Annotated in this window: 20 protein-coding genes, 3 rRNA genes and 2 pseudogenes; 9 read left to right on the top strand and 16 right to left on the bottom strand. The window is 65.0% G+C overall.

The features are described from left to right. Window position 1: 1 nt before the first annotated feature. The 4 genes from RHA1_RS19225 to RHA1_RS19210 form a co-directional block, all read right to left on the bottom strand. Window positions 2–1,252: an MFS transporter gene (locus RHA1_RS19225; protein WP_011596491.1), complete on the bottom strand. Its 1,251-nt coding sequence runs from the start codon at window positions 1,250–1,252 to the stop codon at window positions 2–4. 222 nt (window positions 1,253–1,474) lie between these two features. Then, entirely contained in the window at window positions 1,475–1,837 is a 363-nt protein-coding gene (locus RHA1_RS19220) for a PH domain-containing protein (protein ID WP_009477040.1), read from the bottom strand. Beyond that, window positions 1,834–2,835, bottom strand: a complete 1,002-nt coding sequence (locus RHA1_RS19215) for a YihY/virulence factor BrkB family protein (RefSeq protein WP_009477039.1) — start codon at window positions 2,833–2,835, stop codon at window positions 1,834–1,836. Before RHA1_RS19215 ends, RHA1_RS19220 begins: the two co-directional genes overlap by 4 nt. Window positions 2,836–2,896: 61 nt before the next feature. Next, the gene (locus tag RHA1_RS19210) at window positions 2,897–3,502 is read right to left on the bottom strand and encodes a TetR/AcrR family transcriptional regulator (RefSeq protein ID WP_011596490.1); all 606 of its coding nucleotides are present in this window, start codon (window positions 3,500–3,502) and stop codon (window positions 2,897–2,899) included. Between the two features lie 109 nt (window positions 3,503–3,611). Here RHA1_RS19210 and RHA1_RS19205 point away from each other — a divergent pair, with 109 nt between their 5' ends. From RHA1_RS19205 to RHA1_RS19195, 3 genes are read left to right on the top strand one after another with little or no spacing between them, the layout of a single operon-like run. Then, a complete protein-coding gene (locus RHA1_RS19205; RefSeq protein WP_011596489.1) occupies window positions 3,612–4,469 on the top strand; it encodes a crotonase/enoyl-CoA hydratase family protein in 858 nt (285 codons plus the stop codon). Continuing rightward, window positions 4,466–4,870 (top strand): nuclear transport factor 2 family protein, encoded by a 405-nt coding sequence (locus RHA1_RS19200; RefSeq protein ID WP_016884374.1) that lies wholly within the window; start codon window positions 4,466–4,468, stop codon window positions 4,868–4,870. Before RHA1_RS19205 ends, RHA1_RS19200 begins: the two co-directional genes overlap by 4 nt. A 23-nt stretch (window positions 4,871–4,893) precedes the next feature. Beyond that, on the top strand, window positions 4,894–5,871 hold the full coding sequence (locus RHA1_RS19195; protein WP_009477035.1) for an NAD(P)H-dependent flavin oxidoreductase: 978 nt from the start codon (window positions 4,894–4,896) through the stop codon (window positions 5,869–5,871). Between the two features lie 68 nt (window positions 5,872–5,939). Here the strand turns inward: RHA1_RS19195 and RHA1_RS19190 are convergent, their stop codons facing one another. From RHA1_RS19190 to RHA1_RS19170, 5 genes are all read right to left on the bottom strand, one after another. Then, window positions 5,940–7,091, bottom strand: coding sequence for an acyl-CoA dehydrogenase family protein (locus tag RHA1_RS19190; protein ID WP_011596487.1), 1,152 nt, complete (start codon window positions 7,089–7,091; stop codon window positions 5,940–5,942). Window positions 7,092–7,142: 51 nt separating this feature from the next. Beyond that, complete coding sequence (locus RHA1_RS19185; protein ID WP_011596486.1) at window positions 7,143–7,757, bottom strand: TetR/AcrR family transcriptional regulator; 615 nt, start codon at window positions 7,755–7,757, stop codon at window positions 7,143–7,145. A gap of 37 nt (window positions 7,758–7,794) precedes the next feature. Continuing rightward, the gene (locus tag RHA1_RS19180) at window positions 7,795–8,556 is read right to left on the bottom strand and encodes a 3-hydroxyacyl-CoA dehydrogenase (protein WP_005264856.1); all 762 of its coding nucleotides are present in this window, start codon (window positions 8,554–8,556) and stop codon (window positions 7,795–7,797) included. 40 nt (window positions 8,557–8,596) lie between these two features. Further along, entirely contained in the window at window positions 8,597–9,790 is a 1,194-nt protein-coding gene (locus RHA1_RS19175; RefSeq protein ID WP_011596485.1) for a thiolase family protein, read from the bottom strand. Window positions 9,791–9,877: 87 nt separating this feature from the next. Then, the gene (locus tag RHA1_RS19170) at window positions 9,878–10,678 is read right to left on the bottom strand and encodes a crotonase/enoyl-CoA hydratase family protein (RefSeq protein ID WP_011596484.1); all 801 of its coding nucleotides are present in this window, start codon (window positions 10,676–10,678) and stop codon (window positions 9,878–9,880) included. 148 nt (window positions 10,679–10,826) lie between these two features. On the opposite strand from RHA1_RS19170, the gene RHA1_RS19165 reads away from it, so the two are divergent. The 3 genes from RHA1_RS19165 to RHA1_RS19155 are packed head-to-tail and all read left to right on the top strand — an operon-like array spanning window position 10,827 to window position 14,162. Continuing rightward, window positions 10,827–11,798, top strand: coding sequence for an NADPH:quinone oxidoreductase family protein (locus RHA1_RS19165; RefSeq protein WP_011596483.1), 972 nt, complete (start codon window positions 10,827–10,829; stop codon window positions 11,796–11,798). An 11-nt stretch (window positions 11,799–11,809) separates the two neighbouring features. Beyond that, complete coding sequence (locus RHA1_RS19160; RefSeq protein WP_011596482.1) at window positions 11,810–12,592, top strand: enoyl-CoA hydratase; 783 nt, start codon at window positions 11,810–11,812, stop codon at window positions 12,590–12,592. A gap of 10 nt (window positions 12,593–12,602) precedes the next feature. Further along, window positions 12,603–14,162: a long-chain-fatty-acid--CoA ligase gene (locus RHA1_RS19155; protein ID WP_011596481.1), complete on the top strand. Its 1,560-nt coding sequence runs from the start codon at window positions 12,603–12,605 to the stop codon at window positions 14,160–14,162. Here RHA1_RS19155 and RHA1_RS19150 read toward each other — a convergent pair. The 4 genes from RHA1_RS19150 to RHA1_RS19135 form a co-directional block, all read right to left on the bottom strand. Next, on the bottom strand, window positions 14,152–15,102 hold the full coding sequence (locus RHA1_RS19150) for an alpha/beta hydrolase (protein ID WP_011596480.1): 951 nt from the start codon (window positions 15,100–15,102) through the stop codon (window positions 14,152–14,154). The genes RHA1_RS19155 and RHA1_RS19150 overlap by 11 nt on opposite strands. Before the next feature lie 102 nt (window positions 15,103–15,204). Then, window positions 15,205–15,648, bottom strand: a complete 444-nt coding sequence (locus RHA1_RS19145; RefSeq protein ID WP_041811708.1) for an SRPBCC family protein — start codon at window positions 15,646–15,648, stop codon at window positions 15,205–15,207. 2 nt (window positions 15,649–15,650) lie between these two features. Further along, window positions 15,651–17,204, bottom strand: coding sequence for a succinic semialdehyde dehydrogenase (locus tag RHA1_RS19140; RefSeq protein ID WP_011596478.1), 1,554 nt, complete (start codon window positions 17,202–17,204; stop codon window positions 15,651–15,653). 80 nt (window positions 17,205–17,284) lie between these two features. Then, window positions 17,285–17,680 (bottom strand): low affinity iron permease family protein, encoded by a 396-nt coding sequence (locus tag RHA1_RS19135; RefSeq protein WP_007298231.1) that lies wholly within the window; start codon window positions 17,678–17,680, stop codon window positions 17,285–17,287. A gap of 212 nt (window positions 17,681–17,892) precedes the next feature. Between RHA1_RS19135 and RHA1_RS53995 the strand changes: the two are divergent. The 3 genes and pseudogenes from RHA1_RS53995 to RHA1_RS51945 form a co-directional block, all read left to right on the top strand. Further along, window positions 17,893–18,132, top strand: a pseudogene (locus tag RHA1_RS53995) (hypothetical protein); the annotation flags it as partial. Between the two features lie 145 nt (window positions 18,133–18,277). Then, window positions 18,278–18,631: pseudogene (locus tag RHA1_RS53630) on the top strand (AAA family ATPase); the annotation flags it as partial. 88 nt (window positions 18,632–18,719) lie between these two features. Further along, the gene (locus tag RHA1_RS51945) at window positions 18,720–19,211 is read left to right on the top strand and encodes an AAA family ATPase (protein WP_050787331.1); all 492 of its coding nucleotides are present in this window, start codon (window positions 18,720–18,722) and stop codon (window positions 19,209–19,211) included. Window positions 19,212–19,743: 532 nt separating this feature from the next. Here the strand turns inward: RHA1_RS51945 and rrf are convergent. From rrf to RHA1_RS19105, 3 genes are all read right to left on the bottom strand, one after another. Then, window positions 19,744–19,860 (bottom strand): 5S ribosomal RNA (rrf, locus tag RHA1_RS19115). A 133-nt stretch (window positions 19,861–19,993) separates the two neighbouring features. Then, a 23S ribosomal RNA gene (locus RHA1_RS19110) occupies window positions 19,994–23,129 on the bottom strand. Window positions 23,130–23,478: 349 nt separating this feature from the next. Then, window positions 23,479–24,996, bottom strand: a 16S ribosomal RNA gene (locus RHA1_RS19105). The 16S, 23S and 5S rRNA genes sit together here, the layout of an rRNA operon. Between the last annotated feature and the right edge of the window lie 573 nt (window positions 24,997–25,569).

Below are 25,569 nucleotides of genomic sequence, written 5' to 3'. Positions count from 1 at the left end.
GTCAGCCGTCGGCGGCCGGTTCGTGCCGGCGCCGGCGGTCGAGGAGGACCGCGATCGTGAGGACGATCAGTCCGGCGACGCCGAGGAGGGCGCCAACGGCGGCCGGGGCGGTGTAGCCGTATCCGGCCGCGATCACGACGCCTCCGATCCACGCGCCACCCGCGTTGGCGAGATTGAACGCGCCGTGGATCAGCGTCGACGCCAGGGTCTTCGCGTCACCCGCCGCGTCCATCAGCCGCGACTGGACGGCCGGGAAGATCGCCGTCACCGCCATCCCGATGAAGAACAGCACGATCAGCGCCGTCACCGGGTTGTGTGCGGCGACGATGAACAGGGCCAGGACGCAGATCAGGGCGATCATGCACCCGAACAGCCCGGGGACCACCGCGTTGTCGGCGATGCGGCCACCCACGACGTTACCGAGGATCATCCCCGAACCGAACAGCATCAACGCCACCGGAACCATCGCGTGCGGCAACCCGGACACGTCGGTGAGCGTCGAACTGATGTACGTGTACACCGCGAACGAGCCGCCGAACCCGACCGTCGCGAAGATCAGCGTCATCCACACCTGCACCCGGCTCAGTGCCCCGAGTTCGGCCACCGGGTTGCTCACGTGCACCCCGGCCAGCGGCGGGACCAGACGTGCCAGCGCCACCAGCGTCACGATTCCGATGATCACCACGAGCACGAACGCGGACCGCCAGCCCAGGATCTGGCCGAAGAACGCCGTCGCAGGCACCCCGACCACATTCGCGACCGACAGACCCATCATCACGGTCGCGACCGCCTTGGCACGCTTGCCCGGTTCCGCTAGGTGCGCGGCGACCAACGCTGCGACCCCGAAGTACGCACCGTGGGGCAGCCCGGCGAGGAACCGGGCGGCCAGCAGCGACTCGTACCCGGGGGCGAGGGCGGTAGCGAGATTGCCGACGACGAACGTGGCCATCAACGCGATGAGCAGCGTGCGCCGCTCGACGCGCGCGGCCAGCGCCGCGATCGTGGGCGCCCCGACGACGACGCCGAGCGCGTACGCGGAGACGAAGTGCCCGGCCACCGGCTCCGACACCCCGGTCCCCGCGGCCATCGCGGGCAGCAGGCCCATGGACGCGAATTCCGTTGTGCCGATACCGAACCCGCCGAGGGCAAGCGCCAGCATCGCGCCCCGCCGACTCGGTGACGGAATCCGCGGACGCAGAGACGGACGAGCGGTGACCGCAGGTTCGGTGAGGTGAACTGCAGGCGGCGTCATGGCAGCAAGACTCCCGTCGGGCTGATCGTAGGATCGGCGAGCACGTCCAATGGACTCGCCTGAGGATGAACCGGGCCGAGATAGTGGCACACCGGCTCGTACCAGTATGGGCGAGGCTGCAACCGAATTGACAATTCACGCGGGGGTGATTCCACTCACCGGCGCGGTGTGTGGGTGCGTCGCCGTGACCTGGGGCGACGCACCGGAGCAGAGCGACCTACGTCACGTGATGTGTTCGAGGATGACCGTGTGCACGTGGTGGGCCTTGTCCATTCCACGGAAGTCGGCCTCGTACGTGGTGTCGGCGACGTTGACGGCGATGCTGCTGGAGGAGAAGAACTGGCCGGCCCACGACTTGTTGCTGAGGAACGAGACCGAGCGGATGTTCTTGTACGGGATGGACGTGATCGCGGTGCGCTTGCCGACGAAGCTCTTGTCCTGGATGACGACGCGGAGGTTCGTGATCCCGAGGAAGCCGGTACCCGCGCCGATGCAGTCGTACACGGCGATGATCGTCTCGCCGGGAAGGATGCCCTGCTGGACCTGTTTCAGTTGCTCCGACTTATCGAAGATCGGATCGGTCATCGTTCCTCCTTCGACGGCGGCCTGGGCCTGTCCATCTTCGCAGAAACTTCGTCGAACGTGACGTGGATGCCCTCGTGCGGTACCGCGCGTTGCGCCTTCGCCTGGTCGGTGAACGTCCGTTTGTCGCCCTCCACGAGGTCGGCCTTGTCCGTGAAGGGCCCGAGCAGCGCCCGGGGGTGCAGCCGGTCGACGCGGACGACGTTGATCTCCACACACACCACGATCGCCGCGGCGGCGAGGAAGAGGAACGCCAGCAACCCCAGCACGACGGCGAACACCCCGTTCGTCACGGACGCCGTGCTCACCACCTTGCTCACGTAGTACGCCCCGAACGATTGGAGCACCTGCCACACCACGGCTGCTGCGACGGCGCCGGGCGCGACGTCGGCGACGGACAGCGGCCGGGCAGTGGCGAGCCGAAAGGCAAGGATGAAGATCGCCGAGTTGATCGTGATCGCGGCGAGCATGAGAAGCACGGTGAACGATCCGGACAGGTGCGTCGCGGCGCCGACCGCTGCCACCGCGGCCGTGCCGAGGACGGCGAGACCGATCGTGCCGAGTAGCAGCAGACCCCGCAGCCGGCCGCGAATGGGATCGGGCCGCATGTTGCGGGGTACCGACCACGCCGTGTTCATCGCGTTCTGGCTGGCCAGTGCCACCCCGAGGCCACCGTAGAGGGCGCCGACGAGTCCGATCACCAGGCCGGTCACCCCGCCGCCGATCCGGTGCGGGTCCGCCAGGTCGGCGCCGATGACCGGGAACTGGCTCAGCGCCGAGTCGATGATGTCCTGCTGCAATTCCGGATGCCCCGACAGCACGAACCCGAGCACCGTCGAGAGCAGAAGCAGGAGGGGAAACAGTGAGATGAACCCGTAGTAGGCGATCAACGCCGCGAGGTACACACCCTGGTCGTCGAGGAATTTGTACGTGACGGCGATCGGGAAGCCCATCGCCGGGTACTTCTGCTGGAGAGCGTCGAGCCGTCTGGCGAACTTCATCTCACGCTCCGTTTCCGCGACACCCGCTACCCCGATTCTGCCCGGGCTGCGGCCACGGCGATCAGACGGTCGGTTTCACCATCGCCAGGGCGAGGTCGGCGTAGCGCTCGGCGAGTTCCTCGGGCTTCAGCGGACCGTCGGCGTGCCACCACGTGCACACCGATTGACCCATGTTGATGATGCCGCGGACGGCGTCCCGCGGGAATTCGGTCGCGAAGTCGCCCTCCTCGACACCACGCTCGACGACGTCGCGGAAGAGGTGCTCCTGTTCGTCGCGGAGGGCGACGACGAGCCGGCGGCCGGCGTCGTCGAGGCTGCGTATCTCGGTGGCGCCGACCATTGCGTCCAGTTGCCGGGTGGTGTGGAACATGACCCACGCCCGCATCAGCGCCTGCAACTGGTCGGCGGGGGCGCCACCCGAGCGCAGCAGGGCACCGCGGGTCATCGCGATGGCGTCGTGGAGTGCGCGCACCATGATGTCCTGCAGGATCTCCTGCTTCGACGCGAAGTGGTGGTAGATCGAGGCGACGGTGATGTCGGCGCCGCGGGCGATGTCGCGCATGGACGTGCCATGATAGCCGCGTTCGTTCATGTTGGCCACCGCGGAGTCGAGGATCACCTGCCGCCCGGTACCCGTTGCCACGGCGGCCACCTTTGCAGCGCACATCCCTCGGTCTCCGTCCCCGATCCGATCGTCACACGACCACTCCAGGGTAGTGGGTCCCGTCACAGAACCCGCTCTAGCGATCGTTCGGTAACAATGTCATGCTGGGGCGGTGGATCACATCGGACTCGCCGTCGCGGACGGCATCGCGACGATCACCCTGAACCGGCCCGACCAGCTCAACGCGTTCACCACCACCATGGAGAACGAGCTGATTGCCGCCTACGACCAACTCGACGCGGACGATTCCGTCCGGGCGATCGTGCTCACCGGAGCCGGACGAGCGTTCTGTGCGGGCGCAGACCTGTCCGCCGGGTCCGCCACGTTCGATCATTGGCAGGACGAGGACGAGGGAGCCGACTCCCGCCGCGACGGTGGCGGTCGCGTGGTGCTCCGGATGTTCGAATCCCGCAAGCCGATCATCGCCGCGATCAACGGACCGGCAGTGGGAGTGGGCATCACGATGACCCTCGCCGCCGACTTCCGCCTCGCCGCCGACGACGCCCGCATCGGATTCGTCTTCAACCGGCGCGGCATCGTCCCCGAATCCTGCTCGACCTGGTTCCTGCCCCGCCTCGTCCCCCTGCAGACGGCGCTCGACTGGGTGTACTCCGGCCGGGTGTTCCCCGCCACGGAAGCGTTCGACGCCGGCCTCGTGTACAAGCTCTTTCCCCGCGAGTCCCTGCTCGACGAGGCGTACGCGCTGGCCCGGAGCCTGACCGAGCACTCCGCCCCGGTGTCGGTGGCGCTGTCGCGCCAGATGATGTGGCGGGCGCTCGGCGCCGAGCACCCGATGATCGCGCACCGCGTCGAGACACGCGGGATCAACATCCGCGGCATCGGACCGGACGCGCGCGAAGGCATCTCCGCGTTCCTCGAGAAACGACCGGCCGTGTTCCCCGACAGCGTGCGCGACGACCTGCCGGACGTGTTCGGCGACGACCTCCCGACCCCGGCGTTCCGCGGATGACCGCCGAACTACCGGCCCGCCCCCGCGTCGTCGACCGCTGGCACCACGTCGTCGACCATCGCGACCTCACCGCCCTCGACGCCCTGATCGCGGACGACGCCGTGTTCTCCTCCCCCGCCGTGTTCACTCCGCAGGAAGGGAAGGCGAAGGTCCTCGCGTACCTCCGCGCCGCCCTGACCGTCTTCGACGGCACCGGTTTCCACTACGTCGAGGAGTGGTACGGCGACCGTTCGGCGGTCCTGGAATTCGCCACCGAACTCGACGGCATCCACGTCAACGGCATCGACCTCGTCCACTGGAACGACCGCGACCAGATCACGTCGTTCAAGGTGATGGTCCGCCCCGTGAAAGGCCTGCAAGCGCTCATCCCGCTGATGGCCGCCCAGCTCTCCCAGTCGTAAACCACTGCATCAAGGAGAAATTCATGAGCCTGCCCCCCATCCTGCAAGACCGGCTTCGCCTGCCCGTGGTCGCGTCGCCGATGTTCATCGTCTCGGGTCCCGACCTGGTGATCGCCCAGTCGATTTCGGGCATCGTCGGATCGTTCCCGTCGCTCAACGCCCGCCCGCAGCCGGTGTTGCGTGAATGGCTCACCCGCATCACCGAAGAGCTCGCCAAGCACGACGCCAACAACCCGGAGACACCGTCCGCGCCGTACGCGGTCAACCTGATCGTCCACAAGAGCAACGACCGCCTCGACGAGGACCTCGCGACCATCGTCGAGTTCGAGGTCCCGATCGTCATCACGTCCCTCGGCGCCCGCGCCGACGTCAACGAGGCCATCCACAGCTACGGCGGTATCGTCCTCCACGACGTCATCAACAACAAGTTTGCGAAGAAGGCCGTGGAGAAGGGCGCCGACGGCCTCATCGCCGTCGCGGCCGGCGCGGGCGGACACGCGGGCACCCTGTCGCCGTTCGCGTTGATCCAGGAGATCCGCGAATGGTTCGACGGGCCGCTCCTGCTGTCGGGCTCCATCGCCCACGGCCGCTCGGTCCTCGCCGCGCAGGCCGCAGGCGCCGACCTCGCCTACGTCGGCTCCGCGTTCATCGCGACCGAGGAGGCGAACGCGGACCAGGGCTACAAGCAGATGATCGTCGACTCCACCGCGTCCGACATCGTCTACTCCAACCTGTTCACCGGGGTGCACGGCAACTACCTGCGCGGCAGCATCGAGGCCGCCGGACTCGACCCGAACAACCTCGCCGTGTCGGACCCGTCCGCCATGGACTTCGGTGTCGGCGAGGAGGCGGACACCGCCGCGAAGTCGGAAGCCAAGCCCTGGCGCGACATCTGGGGCGCCGGACAGGGCATCGGCGCCGTCGACGCCGTCGTCCCGGCAGCGGAGATCGTCGAACGCCTCACCCGCGAGTACGCGGACGCGAAAGCCCGCCTGCTCTAGGCGCTTCGCGCCCGTGCGCGGTTAAGGAGTCCAGGGACTCGTCAACCACGCACGGGCGGCGGAGCCGCCTACCGTGCCGCGATATCGCGGCCGATGATTTCCTTCATGATCTCGGTGGTGCCGCCGTAGATCGTCTGGATCCGGCTGTCGACGTACGCGCGGCCGATGGGGTACTCCATCATGTAGCCGTAGCCGCCGTGCAACTGGACGCAGCGGTCGACGACACGCTTCTGCAGTTCACTGGCCCACCACTTGCCCTTCGACGCGTCGACGGCGGTGAGTTCGTCTGCGTTCAAGGCGAGTACGCACCGGTCGATGTGCGATTCGGTCACCTCGATCTCGGTGAGCATCTCCGCCAGCGCGAACCGGGTGTTCTGCAGATCGCCGATCGGCTTGCCGAACGCCTTGCGCTCGAACACGTAGTCCCTCGTCCACTGGTAGGCGGCCTTCGCGGCGGCGATCGCGTTGACCGCGATCGAAATACGTTCGAGTGGAAGGTTTTCCATGAGGTGGACGAAGCCGCGACCCTCGGTGCCGAGCAGATTGCTCGCGGGCACCCGCACGTCCTCGAACACGAGCTCGGCCGTGTCCTGACCGGCCAGTCCGACCTTGTGCAGCTTGCGGCCACGGCTGAAACCGGGCATGCCCCGCTCCACGACGAGCAGGGAGAAGCCCTTGGAACCGGCGCTCGGGTCGGTGCGCGCGACGACGATGACGAGGTCGGAGTGAATGCCGTTGGTGATGAACGTCTTCTGACCGTTGATCACCCACTCGACGCCGTCCCGCACCGCGGTGGTCTTCACGCCCTGCAGGTCGCTGCCCGCACCGGGCTCGGTCATCGCGATGGCGCCGATCAGCTCGCCCGCGGCCATGCCGGGCAGCCACCGCTGCTTCTGCTCCTCAGTGCCGAGATTCACGATGTACGGGATGGCGATGTCGTCCTGGAGGGACAGTCCCGAACCGAACGACGTCGTCGCGGTGCGGGCGATCTCCTCGGCGACGACGTATCGGAACCGGTAATCGGTGACGCCCGAGCCACCGAACTCCTCGGGCACCCCGAGTCCGACGATCCCGGACTTGCCTGCCGCCAGCCACGCCGAGCGGTCGATGAGCCGCTCGGATTCCCACCGTTCGTAGTTCGGCTCGATCTCGCGGGCGAGGAATTCGCGCACGGTCTCCCGGTACGCTTCGTGATCCTTGTCGAAAAGGGTGCGCTGCATGGTCTCTCCTTGTCGCCGGGACGAGTTCGGCTCGGTGGACCCGGCGCGATGTCAGTGGGCGGGTAGATACCCGACGGTGTGTAGGGCGATGTTCACGTAGCGGTCTGCGACCTGCTCGGGGGTCAGTGCCCCGCCCGGCTGGTACCAGCGCGGAATGGACTGGCACATCCCGAGGAGGGCGCGCACGGTCTCGGGGACGTCCCCGCTGTGGAACACGCCGCGGGCGACGCCGTCGGCGACGAGGTCGACCAACATCAGTTCGAGCCGCTTGCGGGACGCGGCGTAGCGGCTGCGGCTGTCGGCCGAGACGTGCCGCAACTCGGTGTCGAGGGAGACGTGCCGCACCCGGTACGTCATGTACAGGACGATCGCCTCGACGACGTTGGAGAATTGCGCCACCACGTCGTCACCGGCCTCGCGGGCGGCTGCCTCGGCGCGGTCGTTCAGTTCGCGCATCTGCAGTTCGAACAGGGCCACGAGAACGGCTTCCTTGCTCTCGTGGTGGTAGTAGAGGGCGGGGACGGTCACCCCGACACGACGGGCGATCTGCCGCACCGTCGTGCCGTGGTAACCGTTCTCGTTGAACAGATCCAATGCCTGCTCGAGGATGGGCGTCAGCGGCAGGGCCTCGAACGTCCGCCAGTCGGCGTACAGCGGCTCCGTCATGGTCGGCCCGTCCTCGCGCAGAGTCACAGGTCGCCGATCAGCGCGGTGCCATGCGGATGGCGCCGTCGAGACGGATGGTCTCGCCGTTGAGCATCGGGTTGCTGACGATGTGCGCGGCGAGCGCGCCGTACTCGGACGGGTCGCCGAGACGCGAAGGGTGCGGAACCTGACCGCCGAGCGACTGCTGCGCGGCCTCCGGCAGGGAGCCGAGCAGCGGCGTCTTGAACAGGCCGGGCGCGATCGTGTTGACGCGGATCAGCAGCGACGCGAGGTCGCGGGCGATCGGCAGGGTCATGCCGACGACGCCGCCCTTGGATGCGGAGTACGCGGCCTGACCGATCTGGCCCTCGTATGCGGCGACGGAGGCGGTGTTGATGATGACGCCGCGCTCGCCGTCGATCGGCTCGTTCTTCGAGATGCGCTCGGCGGCAAGGCGGATCACGTTGAACGTGCCGATCAGGTTGACGGTGACGATCTTGGTGAAGTCGGCCAGGGGGAACGCGCCGTTCTTGCTCACGGTCTTGATGGCGTTGCCGATGCCGGCGCAGTTCACGGCGACACGCAGCGGTCCGAGCGATTCCGCGACATCGAGTGCGGCGGACACGTCGGCCTCGCTGGTGACGTCGCCGGCAGCGAAGCGCACGCGGTCGCCGAGTTCCTTGGCGACGGTCTCACCGTTGGACGAGGGCAGGTCGATGATGACGACGCTGGCGCCGTCGGCGAGCAGGGCCTTGGTGGTGGCCAGGCCGAGGCCCGAGGCACCGCCGGTGACGAGTGCGACGCTGTCGTTGACGATCATGTCTATACCTTTCGGAAGCAGGGTTTTTCGGGGAGGTGGGTCAGATGCGTTCGATGATGGTGGCGTTGGCCATGCCCGCGCCCTCGCACATGGTCTGCAGGCCGTAGCGTCCGCCGGTGGCCTCGAGGTTGTTGACGAGGGTGCTGAGCAGGCGGGTGCCCGACGAGCCGAGGGCGTGTCCGAGCGCGATGGCGCCGCCCCACGGGTTGAGCTTGGCCGGGTCGGCCCCGAACTCGTGCGCCCACGCCAGCGGCACCGGCGCGAACGCCTCGTTGACCTCGTAGGCGTCGATGTCGCCGATGCTCAGTCCCGACTTCGCGAGGATCTTCTTGGTCGCCGGGATCGGCGCGGTGAGCATGAAGACCGGATCGTCACCGGCAACGGCGAACGAGTGGAACCGGGCCCGCGGGGTCAGCCCCAGCTTCGACGCCATCTCTTCGCTCATGATCAGCGCCGCGGACGCGCCGTCGGTCAGCGGCGACGAGTTGCCCGGGGTGATGTGCCACTGCGCCTCGGGGAATCGGGCCGCGTACTTCTCGGAGTAGAACGACGACTTCAGCCCGGACAGACCCTCGGCGGTGGTGGAGGCGCGCACGGTCTCGTCGGTGGTATGCGTCACCGTCTCACCGGCGGCGTCGGTCACCGAGATCGGGACGATCTCCTTGTCGAACAGGCCCTTCGACAGGGCGTCGGCGGCACGCTGATGCGACTGCGCGGAGAATGCGTCGAGGGTGTCGCGGTCGAACTTCCACTTGGCGGCGATCAGTTCGGCGGAGATGCCCTGGTTGACGAGTCCCTCGGGGTAGCGGGCGGCGATACCCGGGCCGGACGCGTCCTGACCGATGGTCGTCGTGCCCATCGGAACGCGGGACATCGACTCCACACCGCAGGCGATCACGATGTCGTAGGCGCCGGCGATCACGCCCTGCGCAGCGAAGTGCGCCGCCTGCTGGCTCGAGCCGCACTGGCGGTCGACGGTGGTGGCCGGAACCGAATCCGGGAATCCCGCCGACAGCACCGCGGTCCGGGAGATGTTGAGGGCCTGCTCGCCTGCCTGCCCGACGCAGCCGCCGATGACGTCGTCGACCTGTGCGGGGTCGATGCCGTTGCGTTCGACGATGGTGCGCAGCACGTGCGCGAGCAGTTCCACCGGGTGGGTGCCCGACAGCGCACCGCCGGGTTTGCCCTTACCGGAGGCGAGGCGGACGACGTCCACGATGACAGCGTTGGTCATGATGTTCCCTTTCGAGGAGGAGAAAGTGTGCGGCTGCGCCGCCTGTGAGTACTTATTAACCGCGGGGCGTTAACAAGTACTCACGGGTCAGCGGCCCTGCCAGACCGGCTGGCGCTTCTCGGCGAACGCCGTCGGGCCTTCCTTGGCGTCGGCGCTGGTGAAGATGGTGGCGATGGCGGCGTTGTTCGCCTCCCACGCCCGGTCGCCCCAGTCGGGTTCAGTTGCGGTGCGGTGGATCATGGCCTTCGATTCGCGCACCGACAGCGGTGCGTTCGCAGCGATCTGCTCGGCGAGTTCGAGTGCGACGTCGAGGGCGGTGCCTGCCGGGGCGACACGGTTGACCAGGCCCAGTTCCTTGCCCTGCGCCGCGGTGATCGGTTCGCCGGTGAGTGCGATCTCCAGCGCGACCTTCTTCGGGATCTGCTGCTGCAGGCGGATCACGCCGCCGGCGGCGGCGAACAGTCCACGCTTGACCTCGGGAAGCCCGAGCTTCGCCTCCTCATCGACGACCGCGAGGTCACTGGCGAGGACCAGTTCGGTGCCGCCGCCGAGGGCGAAGCCGTTGACCGCGGCGATGGTCGGCTTGCTGATCCAGTGTTGCGCGTATCCGGCGAAGCCCCATTCGAGGTGCCCCTCCGCAGCGATGTTCCCGCCCGTGGAGAGGGCCTTGAGGTCGGCGCCGGCGCAGAACGCGCGGCCGGCCCCGGTCACGACGACCACCCGCACCTCGGGGTCGTTCTCGGCCTGCTCGAGCAGACTGCCCACTGCGGTCGACAACGCGCCGTTCACCGCATTGAGCGCCTTGGGGCGGTTCAGCGTGATGATGCCGATGCCTCCGCGCCGCTCCCACAGTGCGGCTGCCTCCGTCGTCTCCGTCTGTTCTGGCACGTCTCGTCCTCCGCCTCGGCATGATTACTGATCGCTCGTTAAAGTTAGTACCACGGCGTCATCGGCAGGGTCAATGGTCGAATTTATCTAGCGCCCGTTCAGTTGCGTCTGGTATGGATAGTCAGGGACCGACGGAGGAGATCACCACGTGTATGCCCAGCAATTGACCACCGCTTCCGGCCCTGCCGGAGTCCAGCTCGTCGAGATCGACGAACCCGACGGAACCGGCCGCGTCGTCGTGGATCTGCACGCCGCCGGAGTGTCGTTTCCCGACCTTCTGCAGACCACGGGCAGCTACCAGCTCGTCCGGGAACTGCCGTTCGTGCTCGGTGTCGAGGGCGCGGGCGTGGTCCGCAGCGCACCCACGGACAGCGGCATCCGTGCCGGGCAGCGGGTGGCCGTCCTCGCGTCGGACGGAGCATGGCAGCAGACCGTCGCGGTGGAGCCGGACTCGGTGTTCCCCCTGCCCGATTCGGTGTCGCTCGAGGCGGGGGCGGGCTTCCTGATGAACTACCTCACCGTGCACTTCGCTCTCGACGAGCGCGCCCGCTACCGCTCCGGAGAGACCGTGCTGGTGCACGGCGCCGCAGGCGGTGTCGGGGTCGCGGCCCTGCAGGTCGCGGCCGCGCTGGGGCTCGAGACGATCGCCGTGGTCAGCACCGAGGAGAAGGCCGGCATCGCGAAGGCCAACCGCGCCGATCACGTCGTTCTCCTGGACGGCTGGAAGGACCGGGTCCGCGACCTCACCGGAGGCCGCGGAGTCGACATCATTCTCGACCCGGTCGGCGGCGACCGTTTCACCGACAGCCTGCGCAGCCTCGCGCCCAACGGGCGACTGGTTGTCCTCGGCTTCACCGGCGGTGAAATTCCCACCGTCAAGGTCAATCGCCTTCTCCTGCGTAACATCTCCGTTCTCGGGGCCGGCTGGGGCGAGTACGTGCGCACCAACCCCGGCTATACGAGCAGGCAGTGGGCGACCCTGGGTCCGCTCCTCGAATCCGGTGCGCTGCAGATCGCCGAGCCCACCACCTACTCGTTCGAACACGCCGGCGACGCACTGCGGACGCTCGAAACCCGCTCCGCCACCGGCAAGATCGCCCTCTCCGTCCGCCCTTCCTGACAAGGATCCCCATGAGCTCCGACATTCCCGGCGTGGACACGACCGTCGACGACGGCGTCCTCCGCATCACCCTCGACCGTCCTTCCCGCATGAACGCCGTGACCACCGAAACCCTCGATGCCGTCGCCGACGCATTCGACAAGTACGCGGGCGACGCGGAGGTGCGGGCTGCCGTCCTCACCGGCGCCGGTCGTGCGTTCTGCACGGGTGCGGACCTGGGCGGCGAGAACGTCTCCGGCCCGCCGTCGTCCGCGACGATCGACGCCGCGAACCGCACGGCAGCCGCGATCCGCGCGTTCCCCCGGCCGGTGATCGGTGCTGTCAACGGTCCCGCCGCCGGCGTCGGGGTCTCCCTCGCCCTGGCCTGCGACCTCACGATCGCCACCGCGTCGAGTTATTTCCTGCTCGCGTTCACGAAGGTCGGCCTGATGCCGGACGGTGGTGCCACCGCACTCGTCGCCGCGTCGATCGGTCGCGCCCGCGCACTGAAGATGGCGCTGCTGGCCGAACGACTGCCCGCTGCTGAGGCTCTCGCGGCCGGATTGATCGCCGACGTGTACCCCGACGACGAGTTCGCCGTGACCGTCGACGCCCTCGCGCGACGTCTCGCCGACGGACCGTCGGAGGCGTTCCACTTCACCAAGGACGCGGTCAACGACGCCACCCTCTTCGAACTGGACAACGCGTTCGCCCGTGAGCGCACGGGTCAGCTCGACCTCCTCGCCGCCCCCGATTACCAGGAAGGTGTCGCGGCGTTCCTGGAGAAGCGACCCGCAGTGTTCGGCCGCGGCTGACGGCATCACGATGACAGCGACGTCCAACGCTCAGCCCTTCGCCTCCCGGCGCACGCACTGGGCCAATCATGTTGCCCGGCATGCGTTCGCGAAACCCGATGCGGTGGCGCTCCGGTTCCGGGGTACCTCGACCACCTGGCGTGAGCTCGAGGACCGCAGTGCGCGGACGGCGGCGGTCCTCGCCGCCCACGGTGTCGGCCGCGGCGACCGCGTCGTGCTGCTGCTGACCAACCGCCCCGAGTTCCTCGAGGTGATGCTGGCCGCGACTCGCGTGGGTGCGATCGCGGTCCCGGTGAATTTCCGGCTCAGTCCCGGCGAGGTGCGGTTCATCGTCGCCGACAGCGACGCCACCGTCGTGGTCGTGGAGGATTCACTCACCGGTCTCGCCGCGGAGGTCGACGAGAGCGTGCCGGTTCTCGTGGTCGGCGACGCCCCCGACGACGTCTCGCTCGAGACGCAGTTGCGCGCAGCCGATCCCGACGTCCCGATCGCGGACGTGGCGGAAGACTCCCCCGCCGCCATCATGTACACGTCCGGCACCACCGGTCGTCCGAAGGGCGCGGTGCTGTCGCACCTCAATCTGCAGGCACAGGCGCTGACTTTGATCCGCGGATGGCGGCTGTTCGACACCGAGTCCGAGGTCAACCTGGTCTCGTCCCCGCTGTTCCACATCGCCGCCCTCGGCAGCGTGGGGCCGTTCCTGCTGATCGGCGCCACGATCGTGATCCACCCGACCGGTGCGTTCGATGCGGCCGAGCTACTCGACGCGCTCGAGCGCGAGCGGGTGACCAGTGTGTTCATGGTGCCCACCCAGTGGCAGGCCATCCTCGACGACGCCGGCCCCGACGGCCGGGATCTCGCCCTGCGGGTGCTGGGCTGGGGAGCCGCGCCGGCCACTCCGACACTCCTCGACCGCCTGTACGCCGCCTTCCCGGACGCCGCGATCGTCGCCTTCTTCGGGCAGACCGAGATGTCTCCGGTGACGTGCATGCTCGACGGCAAGGACGCCGTGCGCAAGATCGGGTCGGTCGGGAAACCGATCGACACCGTGGCGATGCGCGTGGTCGACGAGGCGATGAACGACGTGGCGCAGGGCGAGATCGGTGAGATCGTCTACCGCGGCCCGGGACTCATGGAGGGGTACTGGCGGAACCCCGCGGCGACCGCGGACGCGTTCGACGGCGGCTGGTTCCACTCCGGCGACCTCGTGCGGGTGGACTCGGACGGGTTCGTGTACGTGGTGGACCGCAAGAAGGACATGATCATCTCGGGTGGGGAGAACATCTACTGCGCCGAGGTCGAGAATGCCCTGGCCGCCCACCCGGACATCGTGGATGTCGCCGTGATCGGGCGGGCCGACGAGCGCTGGGGTGAGGTTCCCGTCGCGGTCGTCGTCCCGCGGGCCGGGGCGGCGCTCGAGGTCGACGCCCTCGCGGACTGGCTCGACGGCCGGGTCGCCCGCTACAAGCGGCCCAAATTCGTCGAGGTCCTCCCCCAACTGCCCCGCAACGCCAGCGGGAAGGTCGTCAAAGGCGTTCTGCGCGAACAGTTCGGCACGGTCAGCGGCTAGCCGCGGGACGGAGGTGGCGGACGAGGAAGTCGGTCTCGTCCGCGACCACCCGCTCGAAGAGTTCGCCGAAGTAGGGGTCGAAATGACCGCCCGGGTACACGTGCACCTCGGCGCCCGGGGTCTTGGCCGCGGCCTTCTGCGCGCTGCGGGTGAACGTGACGACGTCGTGGTCGGCGATGGCGAAGAAGACGGGGCAGGCGATCTTCGCGACCGTTTTCGTCGGCCGGTACAGCGCCGCCTGCAACGCCACCCGCCCCGGTGTCTCGTTGCGCCATGTCGAACCGGGCGGATCCATCCCGTGATATCCCGCCTCCGCGTCGGGTGTGGTCATGGCCGCGAACGAACCCGGTGGCCCGACGACGGGAAACATGTACGGCGGCCGGTGCCGCAACTGGGCGTACCGGTCCCGCAGGTAGGCGACCGCCATGCGGCCGAGGCCGACCACGCCCAGTCGCGGAAGGTTCGTCAGACCGTCGACGTACGGAACCTGCGACACGACCGCGGCCACCCGCCGGTCCCGCGCCGCCGCCGTCAGGACGAGCCCGCCGGACAGTGACGTACCCCAGAGCGCGACCCGGCTGGGGTCGATGTCCGGGCGGCTGCGCACGAACGCGACGGCGCTGTCCCAGTCGTCGAGTTGGCTGTCGATGTCGAGCAGTTGGCGGGGTTCGCCCTCACTGGCACCGAAATAGCGGTAGTCGAACACCAGCGCCGTGACTCCCGCGGCCGCGAACCGTTCCGCGAACGCGTCGAGCCTCTGTTCGCGCACCCCGCTCCAACCGTGCGCGAGCACGACACAGGGTGCTGCCGTAGGGGTTTCGGATTGGCGCCGGTACAGCCAGGCCGCGCAGCGCTGTCCCCGCGAGGAGAACCACACGTCCTCACGGCGGACGTCAGGGCACGACCGACCAGCTTCGACGGGTGTCGGCCGAGGATTCATGGGAGGCGCCTCCGAGAGGTGTGGACAGCGTCCAGTCTCGGGCCCTGCGCGCGGCGGCGACAGCCACCCTAGGGTGAAGAATCGGCACCCTAGGGTGGAAAATCAGCTCTCGAGGGCGACTTTCATGCGCTCGAGGGTCTGCCGCATCCCGTCCTGCATCAGCTGGTCGCGGTTGCTGCCCAGCACCTTCGACTTCTGCACCAGCCGTACCCACCATACGGGCGTCGCGTAGATCTCCCGGGTCTCGGTGACGAGTGTGCCTGCGCCGGAGGGTTCGAGGTGATACGTCCAGCGCGCCTTGGGCTCGTCCGCCTCGAACGAGAACTTCCGGCCCGGAATCACGTCCACGACGGTGCAGTGGGTCTTCCAGCGCACCGGGCCGTGCCGGTTGGCTCCGATGAATCGCGCGCCCACCATTGCCGGAGTGCCGGACTTCCAACGGGCCCCGGTGTTCTCGGGGCTGAACCGGCCCATGCCCTCCACGTCGGTCACCACGTTCCACACCTTGCCGGGCGGGACGTCGATCAGGATGCTCGCGCTGTCCACGTCTAGCGGCCCGGAATCCACTGCAGCGCCTTCACGAAAGGCGGCATGATCTTGGCCCACACCTTCGGCGACAGTCCGCGCGGACCGCCGAGGTTGAGGATGCGGGTGGTGGCGATGGTCTGCGGTTCGGTGTACTTGATGAGCCCGTCGTCGCCGTGGCGGCGACCGACACCGGACACTCCCATGCCGCCCATCGGCGCACCGGTGCTGCCCCATGCCGGGGCGTAACCCTCGTCGACGTTGACGGTTCCGGCGTGGATCCGTGCGGCGATGGCCTCGCCCTCCGCCTTGGTTCCCGCCCACACGCTGGCGTTCAGGCCGTACTCGGTGTCGTTGGCGCGTTCGATCGCCTCGTCCACGTCGGTGACGGGGTAGATGGAGACCAGCGGCCCGAACGTCTCGTCGCGGTAGCACTCGGCGTCCTCGGGAACACCGGTCAGGACGGTCGGCTCGTAGAACAGGGGGCCGAGGTCGGGGCGCGCCTTACCACCGGCGACCACGGTGGCGCCCTTGACGACGGCGTCGTCGACGTGGCTGGACACGGCCTTGACCTGTGCTTCGGACACGAGGCTGCCCATTTCGATGCCGAAGTCGTAGCCGGCGCCGAGCTTCATGTTGCGGACGCGTTCCCCGAACAACCGGGTGAACTCGGGTGCGATGGACTCCTCGACGTAGATCCGCTCGATCGAGATGCACAGCTGCCCGGAGTTGGAGTAGCAGGCGCGGACGGCGGCGTCCGCGACCTCACGGAGGTTCGCGCCTGCGGTGACGATCATCGGGTTCTTGCCGCCGAGTTCGGCGGAGAAGCCGATGAGACGGCGACCGGCCTGCTCGGCGAGGAGCTGACCCGTGGCCGAGGACCCGGTGAACATCAGGTACTCGGTGTTCTCGACGAGGGCGGTGCCGACCACCGAGCCCGGTCCGGGGACGACGGCGAACAGGTCGCGCGGCAGCCCGGCTTGGTACAGCAGGTCGACGCAGGCCAGCGCGCAGTACGGGGTCTGGCTGTCGGGCTTGAGGACGACGGCGTTGCCGGCGAGGAGCGCGGCGACGGCGTCGGACACCGCGAGGGTCATGGGGTAGTTCCACGGTGAGATGACGCCGACGACGCCCTTCGGCTGGTACCGCACGACCGTCTTGGTGAGACCGGGCAGCATGCCGGAGATGCGGCGGGGACGCAGCAGCTTGGGGGCGACGCGCGCGTAGTGGCGGGCGGTCATCGAGATGTCGAGGACCTCCTCCTGCGCGGCGGCGCGGGACTTGCCCGTCTCGGCCTGAGCCATGTCCATCAGGGCGTCGCGGTTCTCGAGGACCAGGTCGCGGTACCGGTGGAAGATCGCGGCTCGCTCGGTGACGGGACGCTTGGCCCATTCCTTCTGCGCCACCCGGGCGCGTGCGATCGCGTCCTTGGCGTCCTGAGCGGTACCGACCGGGACGGTGGCCAGTTCCTTACCCGTGAACGCCTCGACGACGGACCGCGTCGGGCGATCCGCCGCATCCGGGATGGCGATGAGGTCGGCGAGCCGCGCGAACGTGGCGGCGGATGGAACAGGCATTTCGTACCCCTACTGGTTAGTAGTTTTTGCGGTTACACATAACTTACCTGCTTGGTGTGCCAAGTCACAGGGGCGGGTGGCTAGTGCCGGTCTTCGAGCCCGACGGCCTCCCGCAACTTCTCCTCTGCCTTCCTCAGCTCGGGGTTGTCCTGGGCGGAGGAATCGAGCAGGGCGGCGAGCGCCTCGGCGATGACGTTCAGTTTCTCCTGCAGAGCCTCCGTGGCGCGGCGGCTGGCATTCTCGAGCAGGACCACGAGGAGCAACGTGAAGACGGCGCCGACGGTGTGGATGGCGATCTGCCACTCGTGAAGGTCCTTCCAGAGCGGAATGCTGACGACCCACAGCGCGACCACTCCGGCGCAGATCCCGAAGAACGGCGCCTGGCTGACCCGGAGTTCGATCTGCTCGACGAACCTGTCGAACGCCGAACGCTGATCGGTGGGCTGCTGACGTGCAGCCTTCGCGTTGCGCACCATCTTCGGAGTCTAGGCGCAGCCACCACTCCCGATATGCCCGTTTCAGCTGATATGCCCGTTTCAGGGCATCGCGACATACAGTGCGGAGACCGCCGACCGGGTAGTGCACCCGGTCCCGTGCGGCCGCACGTATCCCTGTCTTGGGCTTGCGTAGCGCCTCGTTGGTGACCTTCGACGGAATACCCGTGGTGAACAACATGAACTCGTGATTCATACGCTGGGAAGTCGACCGCGCCGACGGCGCCATCGACATCCTTTGGGACCTTTTCGAGGCCGAATTGGCGTACGCCGAATCCCGGACCGAGGCCAACCGAGAACGGCTGATCACCGCATTCGATGCGGCCGCCACAGGTCAGACACGCATGCTGACGATGGGCGCGTATTGGGTCAGGCCAGAAACCTATACCGCCTTCGGTGGCGTCAACGTAAATCTTTTCGCGAACAAGTACGGCGACGTTGCCGCGCAGCTCAACCTCGAGGGCAAGATCTCCGGCGAGGACTTCCTGGCCAACACCGAGACCGTCAGCGCCTGGCTCTCGTCCCGGGATTCTCCGTTCGACATGCCACCGGAGCTTTCGCTGAGCGCGTGGCATTTCCATGCGATCAGCGACGCGCCACAGGCACCCGCCGACGACATCACAGCCGCCGCGGACGTCGAGTCAGCGGACGACGGTCCCGAGGCGACAGTGCGGGAAGTCGCATCGGAGTACGTCGTCGCCGACATCGTTGCCTATGGCTCTTTCCTCGACATTCAACTCCTGGAAGCGAATGATCGAGGCCGTGAAGTCGAAGAAGAACATCATCTGGCAAGGGCCACCCGGAACCGGCAAGACGTGGCTCGCCCGACGCCTTGGCTGGGTGCTGTGCAACGAGCCTCATTCCGACCGGATGACCCTCCTGCAGTTTCACCCGTCGATGTCCTACGAAGACTTCGTCCGTGGGTTCCGGCCCGGCTCCGACGGCAAACTCACCCTGATCGACGGCCCTCTGCTCACCGCCGCCCAGAACGCCCGCCAAGACTTCCGAACACGACTACGTCGTGGTCATCGAGGAGATCAACCGCGGCAATCCCGCACAGATCTTCGGCGAGATGCTCACCCTGCTCGAACACGACAAGCGCGACCCCGAGAACGCGCTGAACCTCGCCTACCCGCGGGACAGGGAAGGACCGTTTCATCGGTCCTCGAACCTGCACCTCATCGGCACGATGAACGTCGCGGACCGGTCCCTGGCCCCGGTCGACATGGCGCTACGGCGGAGACTTGCCTTCTTCGATCTGGGGCCGGAGTACAACGATGCCTGGCGCGAGTTCGTCATCGAACGCGGCTACAACGAATCGGTCGTTGACCGCATCGCGGTACGGATGACCAGGCTGAACGAGGTGATCGAGGCCGACCCGAACCTCGGCAAGGACTACTGCATCGGCCATTCGTACTTCACTCCGGGATCCGTCGCCGCGACGGGCGAGTACTTCTCGGAGCGCTGGTGCGTCCGGGTGATCCAACTGGTTCGACAAGCCGCAGGTGGCTAAGGATCGCGGTGAATCTCGATCACGCGCAATGGGATATGCCGGCGGCGACTGTCACCGGGGCGGTGGAGTATCTGGTTCCCGCGAACCCTCTGTATGACATGCTGTGTACGCATCTCCACCACTTGGCCCGGACGGCCGCAGCGGCTCCGCTGCTTCTCGACCATCTCGAGTGCGCGACGGTCCGGCTCGCTCGCGTACTCGTCGCGAGCGCCGCCGACGACGAAGCACGACATCGGGAGTCACTCGAGCACAGTCTGCCGGCGCGACTTCGCCTCTACATCGAGTCGAACCTCACAGATCCCTGCTACCGCCAGCCGGCGCCTCGACTGTGGTCTCCGAACGCATTTCACGCGTCGATTCCGCGACGCGTCGGCATGTCTTCACGCGATTGGCGGTGGCTGCCGGAATCGACCGACCGATTGACCGTCTGCCTGCGGTGCGCCGGGGTGAAAGGACGTGTGCGGCACGGGTGTTCGTGCCCCGGGAATGCCGAAAGCCCCCCAACAAGGTTGGGGGGCTTTCGGTAACGGATGTTCGGCGGTGTCCTACTCTCCCACACCCTGTCGGGTGCAGTACCATCGGCGCTGGAGGGCTTAGCTTCCGGGTTCGGAATGGGACCGGGCGTTTCCCCTCCGCTATGGCCGCCGTAACTCTATGAAACTGTCACACGGAACATCAGCGAAGACACATCCCATCACCGTGGGTGGTGGGGTGTGCTTCTTTCTTCTGTTCTGAAACGTGTGTGTTGTTTCAGATACTGCACAGTGGACGCGTAGCTTCTTTGTGGTAAGTCCTCGGCCTATTAGTACCAGTCACCTGCATCCGTTACCGGACTTCCAGTTCTGGCCTATCAACCCGGTGGTCTGCCGGGGGCCTTACCCCCTCGAGGGGGTGAGAAACCTCATCTTGGAACAGGCTTCCCGCTTAGATGCTTTCAGCGGTTATCCCTTCCGAACGTAGCTAACCAGCGGTGCTCCTGGTGGAACAACTGGCACACCAGAGGTTCGTCCGTCCCGGTCCTCTCGTACTAGGGACAGCCTTCCTCAAGTTTCTAACGCGCGCGGCGGATAGAGACCGAACTGTCTCACGACGTTCTAAACCCAGCTCGCGTGCCGCTTTAATGGGCGAACAGCCCAACCCTTGGGACCTACTCCAGCCCCAGGATGCGACGAGCCGACATCGAGGTGCCAAACCATCCCGTCGATATGGACTCTTGGGGAAGATCAGCCTGTTATCCCCGGGGTACCTTTTATCCGTTGAGCGACACCGCTTCCACTTGCCGGTGCCGGATCACTAGTCCCGACTTTCGTCCCTGCTCGACCTGTCAGTCTCACAGTCAAGCTCCCTTGTGCACTTGCACTCGACACCTGATTGCCAACCAGGCTGAGGGAACCTTTGGGCGCCTCCGTTACATTTTGGGAGGCAACCGCCCCAGTTAAACTACCCACCAGGCACTGTCCCTGAACCAGATCATGGTCCGAGGTTAGAGGTCCAATACGATCAGAGTGGTATTTCAACAACGACTCCACACTCACTGGCGTGAGCGCTTCACAGTCTCCCACCTATCCTACACAAACCGAACCGAACACCAATACCAAGCTGTAGTGAAGGTCCCGGGGTCTTTTCGTCCTGCCGCGCGTAACGAGCATCTTTACTCGTAATGCAATTTCGCCGAGTCTATGGTTGAGACAGCTGAGAAGTCGTTACGCCATTCGTGCAGGTCGGAACTTACCCGACAAGGAATTTCGCTACCTTAGGATGGTTATAGTTACCACCGCCGTTTACTGGGGCTTAAATTCTCAGCTTCGCCACCGAAGTGGCTAACCGGTCCTCTTAACCTTCCAGCACCGGGCAGGCGTCAGTCCGTATACATCGTCTTACGACTTCGCACGGACCTGTGTTTTTAGTAAACAGTCGCTTCTCACTGGTCTCTGCGGCCCCACCCAGCTCACACTGCAAGAGTGATCACCGGACGAGGCCCCCCTTCTCCCGAAGTTACGGGGGCATTTTGCCGAGTTCCTTAACCATAGTTATCTCGATCGCCTTAGTATTCTCTACCTGACCACCTGTGTCGGTTTGGGGTACGGGCCGTGTGAAAGCTCGCTAGAGGCTTTTCTCGGCAGCATAGGATCACTGAATTCGCCTCATTCGGCTATGCGTCACCTCTCAGGCTTGATGAACGGCGGATTTGCCTACCATTCGCCCTACAGGCTTACACCAGTATTACCACTGACTGGCTCAGCTACCTTCCTGCGTCACCCCATCGCTTGGCTACTACCAGATCAGGTCCCATGCATCCACATCCAGGGCCCCCGAAGGGGCGTAAGGACGCTTCAGGATGGTTAGTATCACTGATTCACCAGGGGCGCGTTCACACGGGTACGGGAATATCAACCCGTTGTCCATCGGCTACGCCTGTCGGCCTCGTCTTAGGTCCCGACTCACCCTGGGCGGATTAACCTGGCCCAGGAACCCTTGGTCATTCGGCGGACGAGTTTCTCACTCGTCTTTCGCTACTCATGCCTGCATTCTCACTCGTGTGGCCTCCACGGCTGGGTCACCCCGCCGCTTCCATGGCCACACGACGCTCCCCTACCCATCCACACCACTGCCCAAGACTCCGCAGAATCAAGGGGGTGCATTGTGTGAATGCCGCAGCTTCGGTGGTGTACTTGAGCCCCGCTACATTGTCGGCGCAGGATCACTTGACCAGTGAGCTATTACGCACTCTTTCAAGGGTGGCTGCTTCTAAGCCAACCTCCTGGTTGTCTTCGCGACCCCACATCCTTTTCCACTTAGTACACGCTTAGGGACCTTAGCTGGCGATCTGGGCTGTTTCCCTCTCGACTACGAACCTTATCGCCCGCAGTCTCACTGCCGCGCTCTCACTCACCGGCATTCGGAGTTTGGCTGATTTCGGTAAGCTTGTGGGCCCCCTAGACCATCCAGTAGCTCTACCTCCGGTGAGAAACACGCGACGCTGCACCTAAATGCATTTCGGGGAGAACCAGCTATCACGGAGTTTGATTGGCCTTTCACCCCTACCCACAGCTCATCCCCTCAGTTTTCAACCTAAGTGGGTTCGGTCCTCCACGACGTCTTACCGTCGCTTCAACCTGGCCATGGGTAGATCACTCCGCTTCGGGTCTAGAACATGCCACTACGGACGCCCTATTCGGACTCGCTTTCGCTACGGCTACCCCACACGGGTTAACCTCGCGACATGCCACTAACTCGCAGGCTCATTCTTCAAAAGGCACGCCATCACCCCCCACACCGAAGTGTGCAAAGGCTTTGACGGATTGTAAGCGCACGGTTTCAGGTACTATTTCACTCCCCTCCCGGGGTACTTTTCACCTTTCCCTCACGGTACTAGTCCGCTATCGGTCACCAGGGAGTATTCAGGCTTATCGGGTGGTCCCGACAGATTCACACCAGATTTCACGGGCCCGGTGCTACTTGGGTTTCCATCACGACAGTCATCATGTTTTCGTGTACGGGACTCTCACCCTCTACGACAGGCCGTTCCAGACCACTTCCACTAACACAATGATTTCTTACTGTCGGCCAACACGGCAGCATTGACAAGATGAACCCCACAACCCCACGAATGCAACACCTGCCGGCTATCACACATCCATGGTTTAGCCTCTTCCGCTTTCGCTCGCCACTACTCACGGAATCACTATTGTTTTCTCTTCCTGTGGGTACTGAGATGTTTCACTTCCCCACGTTCCCTCCACACACCCTATATATTCAGGTGCGGGTAACACGACATCACTCGTGCTGGGTTTCCCCATTCGGACATCCTCGGATCTCAGCTCGGTTGACAGCTCCCCGAGGCTTATCGCAGCCTCCTACGTCCTTCATCGGCTCCTGGTGCCAAGGCATCCACCGTACGCTCTTCATTACTTACAACAAAGATGCTCGCGTCCACTGTGCAGTTCTCAAACAACACACAACCAACCACCCACACAGACACCAGACCAGAAAAAGCACACCCTCACGGGCACACCCTCCTGCGGTTTGACCTGCAGTGCTTGCTTGTCGTCACTTCCTGTAGAAAAAACACTCGCGTGTTCCCTCAGGACCCAACAGTGCATCGATATAACTCTTCTCCCACCGGCACTCGGGCCGGCAGTAGTGAAAAGAATGTTTGTCAGTGTTCCACCCATGAGCGTCCGCAGCCCTACTGATGAGGACTAAACGGTCTCTGCCAAGCCGCTGTACACCTGTGTGACAACAACATTGGAGATGTGCTCCTTAGAAAGGAGGTGATCCAGCCGCACCTTCCGGTACGGCTACCTTGTTACGACTTCGTCCCAATCGCCGATCCCACCTTCGACGGCTCCCTCCCACAAGGGGTTAGGCCACCGGCTTCGGGTGTTACCGACTTTCATGACGTGACGGGCGGTGTGTACAAGGCCCGGGAACGTATTCACCGCAGCGTTGCTGATCTGCGATTACTAGCGACTCCGACTTCACGGGGTCGAGTTGCAGACCCCGATCCGAACTGAGACCAGCTTTAAGGGATTCGCTCCACCTCACGGTCTCGCAGCCCTCTGTACTGGCCATTGTAGCATGTGTGAAGCCCTGGACATAAGGGGCATGATGACTTGACGTCGTCCCCACCTTCCTCCGAGTTGACCCCGGCAGTCTCTTACGAGTCCCCACCATTACGTGCTGGCAACATAAGACAAGGGTTGCGCTCGTTGCGGGACTTAACCCAACATCTCACGACACGAGCTGACGACAGCCATGCACCACCTGTATACCGACCACAAGGGGGGCCGTATCTCTACGGCTTTCCGGTATATGTCAAACCCAGGTAAGGTTCTTCGCGTTGCATCGAATTAATCCACATGCTCCGCCGCTTGTGCGGGCCCCCGTCAATTCCTTTGAGTTTTAGCCTTGCGGCCGTACTCCCCAGGCGGGGCGCTTAATGCGTTAGCTACGGCACAGATCCCGTGGAAGGAACCCACACCTAGCGCCCACCGTTTACGGCGTGGACTACCAGGGTATCTAATCCTGTTTGCTACCCACGCTTTCGTTCCTCAGCGTCAGTTACTGCCCAGAGACCCGCCTTCGCCACCGGTGTTCCTCCTGATATCTGCGCATTTCACCGCTACACCAGGAATTCCAGTCTCCCCTGCAGTACTCAAGTCTGCCCGTATCGCCTGCAGGCTCACAGTTGAGCTGTGAGTTTTCACAAACGACGCGACAAACCGCCTACGAACTCTTTACGCCCAGTAATTCCGGACAACGCTTGCACCCTACGTATTACCGCGGCTGCTGGCACGTAGTTAGCCGGTGCTTCTTCTGCAGGTACCGTCACTTTCGCTTCGTCCCTGCTGAAAGAGGTTTACAACCCGAAGGCCGTCATCCCTCACGCGGCGTCGCTGCATCAGGCTTTCGCCCATTGTGCAATATTCCCCACTGCTGCCTCCCGTAGGAGTCTGGGCCGTGTCTCAGTCCCAGTGTGGCCGGTCACCCTCTCAGGTCGGCTACCCGTCGTCGCCTTGGTAGGCCATTACCCCACCAACAAGCTGATAGGCCGCGGGCCCATCCTGCACCAGTAAACCTTTCCACCCTCAGCCATGCAGCCGAAGGTCATATCCGGTATTAGACCCAGTTTCCCAGGCTTATCCCGAAGTGCAGGGCAGATCACCCACGTGTTACTCACCCGTTCGCCGCTCGTGTACCCCGAAGGGCCTTACCGCTCGACTTGCATGTGTTAAGCACGCCGCCAGCGTTCGTCCTGAGCCAGGATCAAACTCTCCGTTGAAGACTCTAGAAATCGCAGGCGAACCTGGAAATCAGTCATAGACATCGAGTCAAATCACTAGCGATCAAAAACTCAAACTAGCATTTTCAAACACTGACCCCCCTCCGACGGAAGAAGGAGAAGAGCCAGCAAATACCCACACCACACCTCACAACCAAACCCCAAGAGGCGGTTGATCATCCGTGATGCGGAGTACCAAAAACATTTGGCACTGACATTCATCGACACACTGTTGAGTTCTCAAAGAACACGCACACACCATCACTTCTGGCACACTTGCCAGCCGCTCCGGGGCAACTTTTCCAGCTTATCTCATCGGACTGACCGGCGCAAACCGGCACCCGCTGAAGACATTCCGGGGTTGAAGCACAACCATACACGATGGTGAACTTCGGATTGGTCAGGCACTTCGTACAACCTCGTTGCATTCACCTTGCGGTGAAGGTCGGTGTCCGTGTCGCTCTGACTTGGAATAAGTTACGCGAACCGTCCGCCGTTTTCCAAATCGCCTGGTCGCAGCGATTCCGTCCGCCGATCGTTCAGGATCTGTCACTCGCGCTGACACCGACTCCT

The organism is Rhodococcus jostii RHA1 (genome assembly GCF_000014565.1).
GTDB classification, from domain to species: Bacteria; Actinomycetota; Actinomycetes; order Mycobacteriales; family Mycobacteriaceae; genus Rhodococcus_F; species Rhodococcus_F jostii_A.
The sequence above is the reverse complement of the archived record's forward strand: the minus strand, read 5'-3'. Positions and strand labels throughout refer to the sequence as shown.

Excerpts from the sequence above, each read along its gene's own strand:
- RHA1_RS19220 (WP_009477040.1), bottom strand. The coding sequence starts at position 1,837 with ATGACCGATCCGATCTTCGATAAGTCGGAGCAACTGAAACAGGTCCAG.
- RHA1_RS19175 (WP_011596485.1), bottom strand. The coding sequence starts at position 9,790 with ATGACCAACGCTGTCATCGTGGACGTCGTCCGCCTCGCCTCCGGTAAG.
- RHA1_RS19190 (WP_011596487.1), bottom strand. The coding sequence starts at position 7,091 with ATGCAGCGCACCCTTTTCGACAAGGATCACGAAGCGTACCGGGAGACC.
- RHA1_RS19225 (WP_011596491.1), bottom strand. The coding sequence starts at position 1,252 with ATGACGCCGCCTGCAGTTCACCTCACCGAACCTGCGGTCACCGCTCGT.
- RHA1_RS19160 (WP_011596482.1), top strand. The coding sequence starts at position 11,810 with ATGAGCTCCGACATTCCCGGCGTGGACACGACCGTCGACGACGGCGTC.
- RHA1_RS19200 (WP_016884374.1), top strand. The coding sequence starts at position 4,466 with ATGACCGCCGAACTACCGGCCCGCCCCCGCGTCGTCGACCGCTGGCAC.
- RHA1_RS19210 (WP_011596490.1), bottom strand. The coding sequence starts at position 3,502 with ATGTGCGCTGCAAAGGTGGCCGCCGTGGCAACGGGTACCGGGCGGCAG.
- RHA1_RS19150 (WP_011596480.1), bottom strand. The coding sequence starts at position 15,102 with ATGAATCCTCGGCCGACACCCGTCGAAGCTGGTCGGTCGTGCCCTGAC.
- RHA1_RS19215 (WP_009477039.1), bottom strand. The coding sequence starts at position 2,835 with ATGAAGTTCGCCAGACGGCTCGACGCTCTCCAGCAGAAGTACCCGGCG.
- RHA1_RS19140 (WP_011596478.1), bottom strand. The coding sequence starts at position 17,204 with ATGCCTGTTCCATCCGCCGCCACGTTCGCGCGGCTCGCCGACCTCATC.
- RHA1_RS19135 (WP_007298231.1), bottom strand. The coding sequence starts at position 17,680 with ATGGTGCGCAACGCGAAGGCTGCACGTCAGCAGCCCACCGATCAGCGT.
- RHA1_RS19195 (WP_009477035.1), top strand. The coding sequence starts at position 4,894 with ATGAGCCTGCCCCCCATCCTGCAAGACCGGCTTCGCCTGCCCGTGGTC.
- RHA1_RS19155 (WP_011596481.1), top strand. The coding sequence starts at position 12,603 with ATGACAGCGACGTCCAACGCTCAGCCCTTCGCCTCCCGGCGCACGCAC.
- RHA1_RS19180 (WP_005264856.1), bottom strand. The coding sequence starts at position 8,556 with ATGATCGTCAACGACAGCGTCGCACTCGTCACCGGCGGTGCCTCGGGC.
- RHA1_RS19185 (WP_011596486.1), bottom strand. The coding sequence starts at position 7,757 with ATGACGGAGCCGCTGTACGCCGACTGGCGGACGTTCGAGGCCCTGCCG.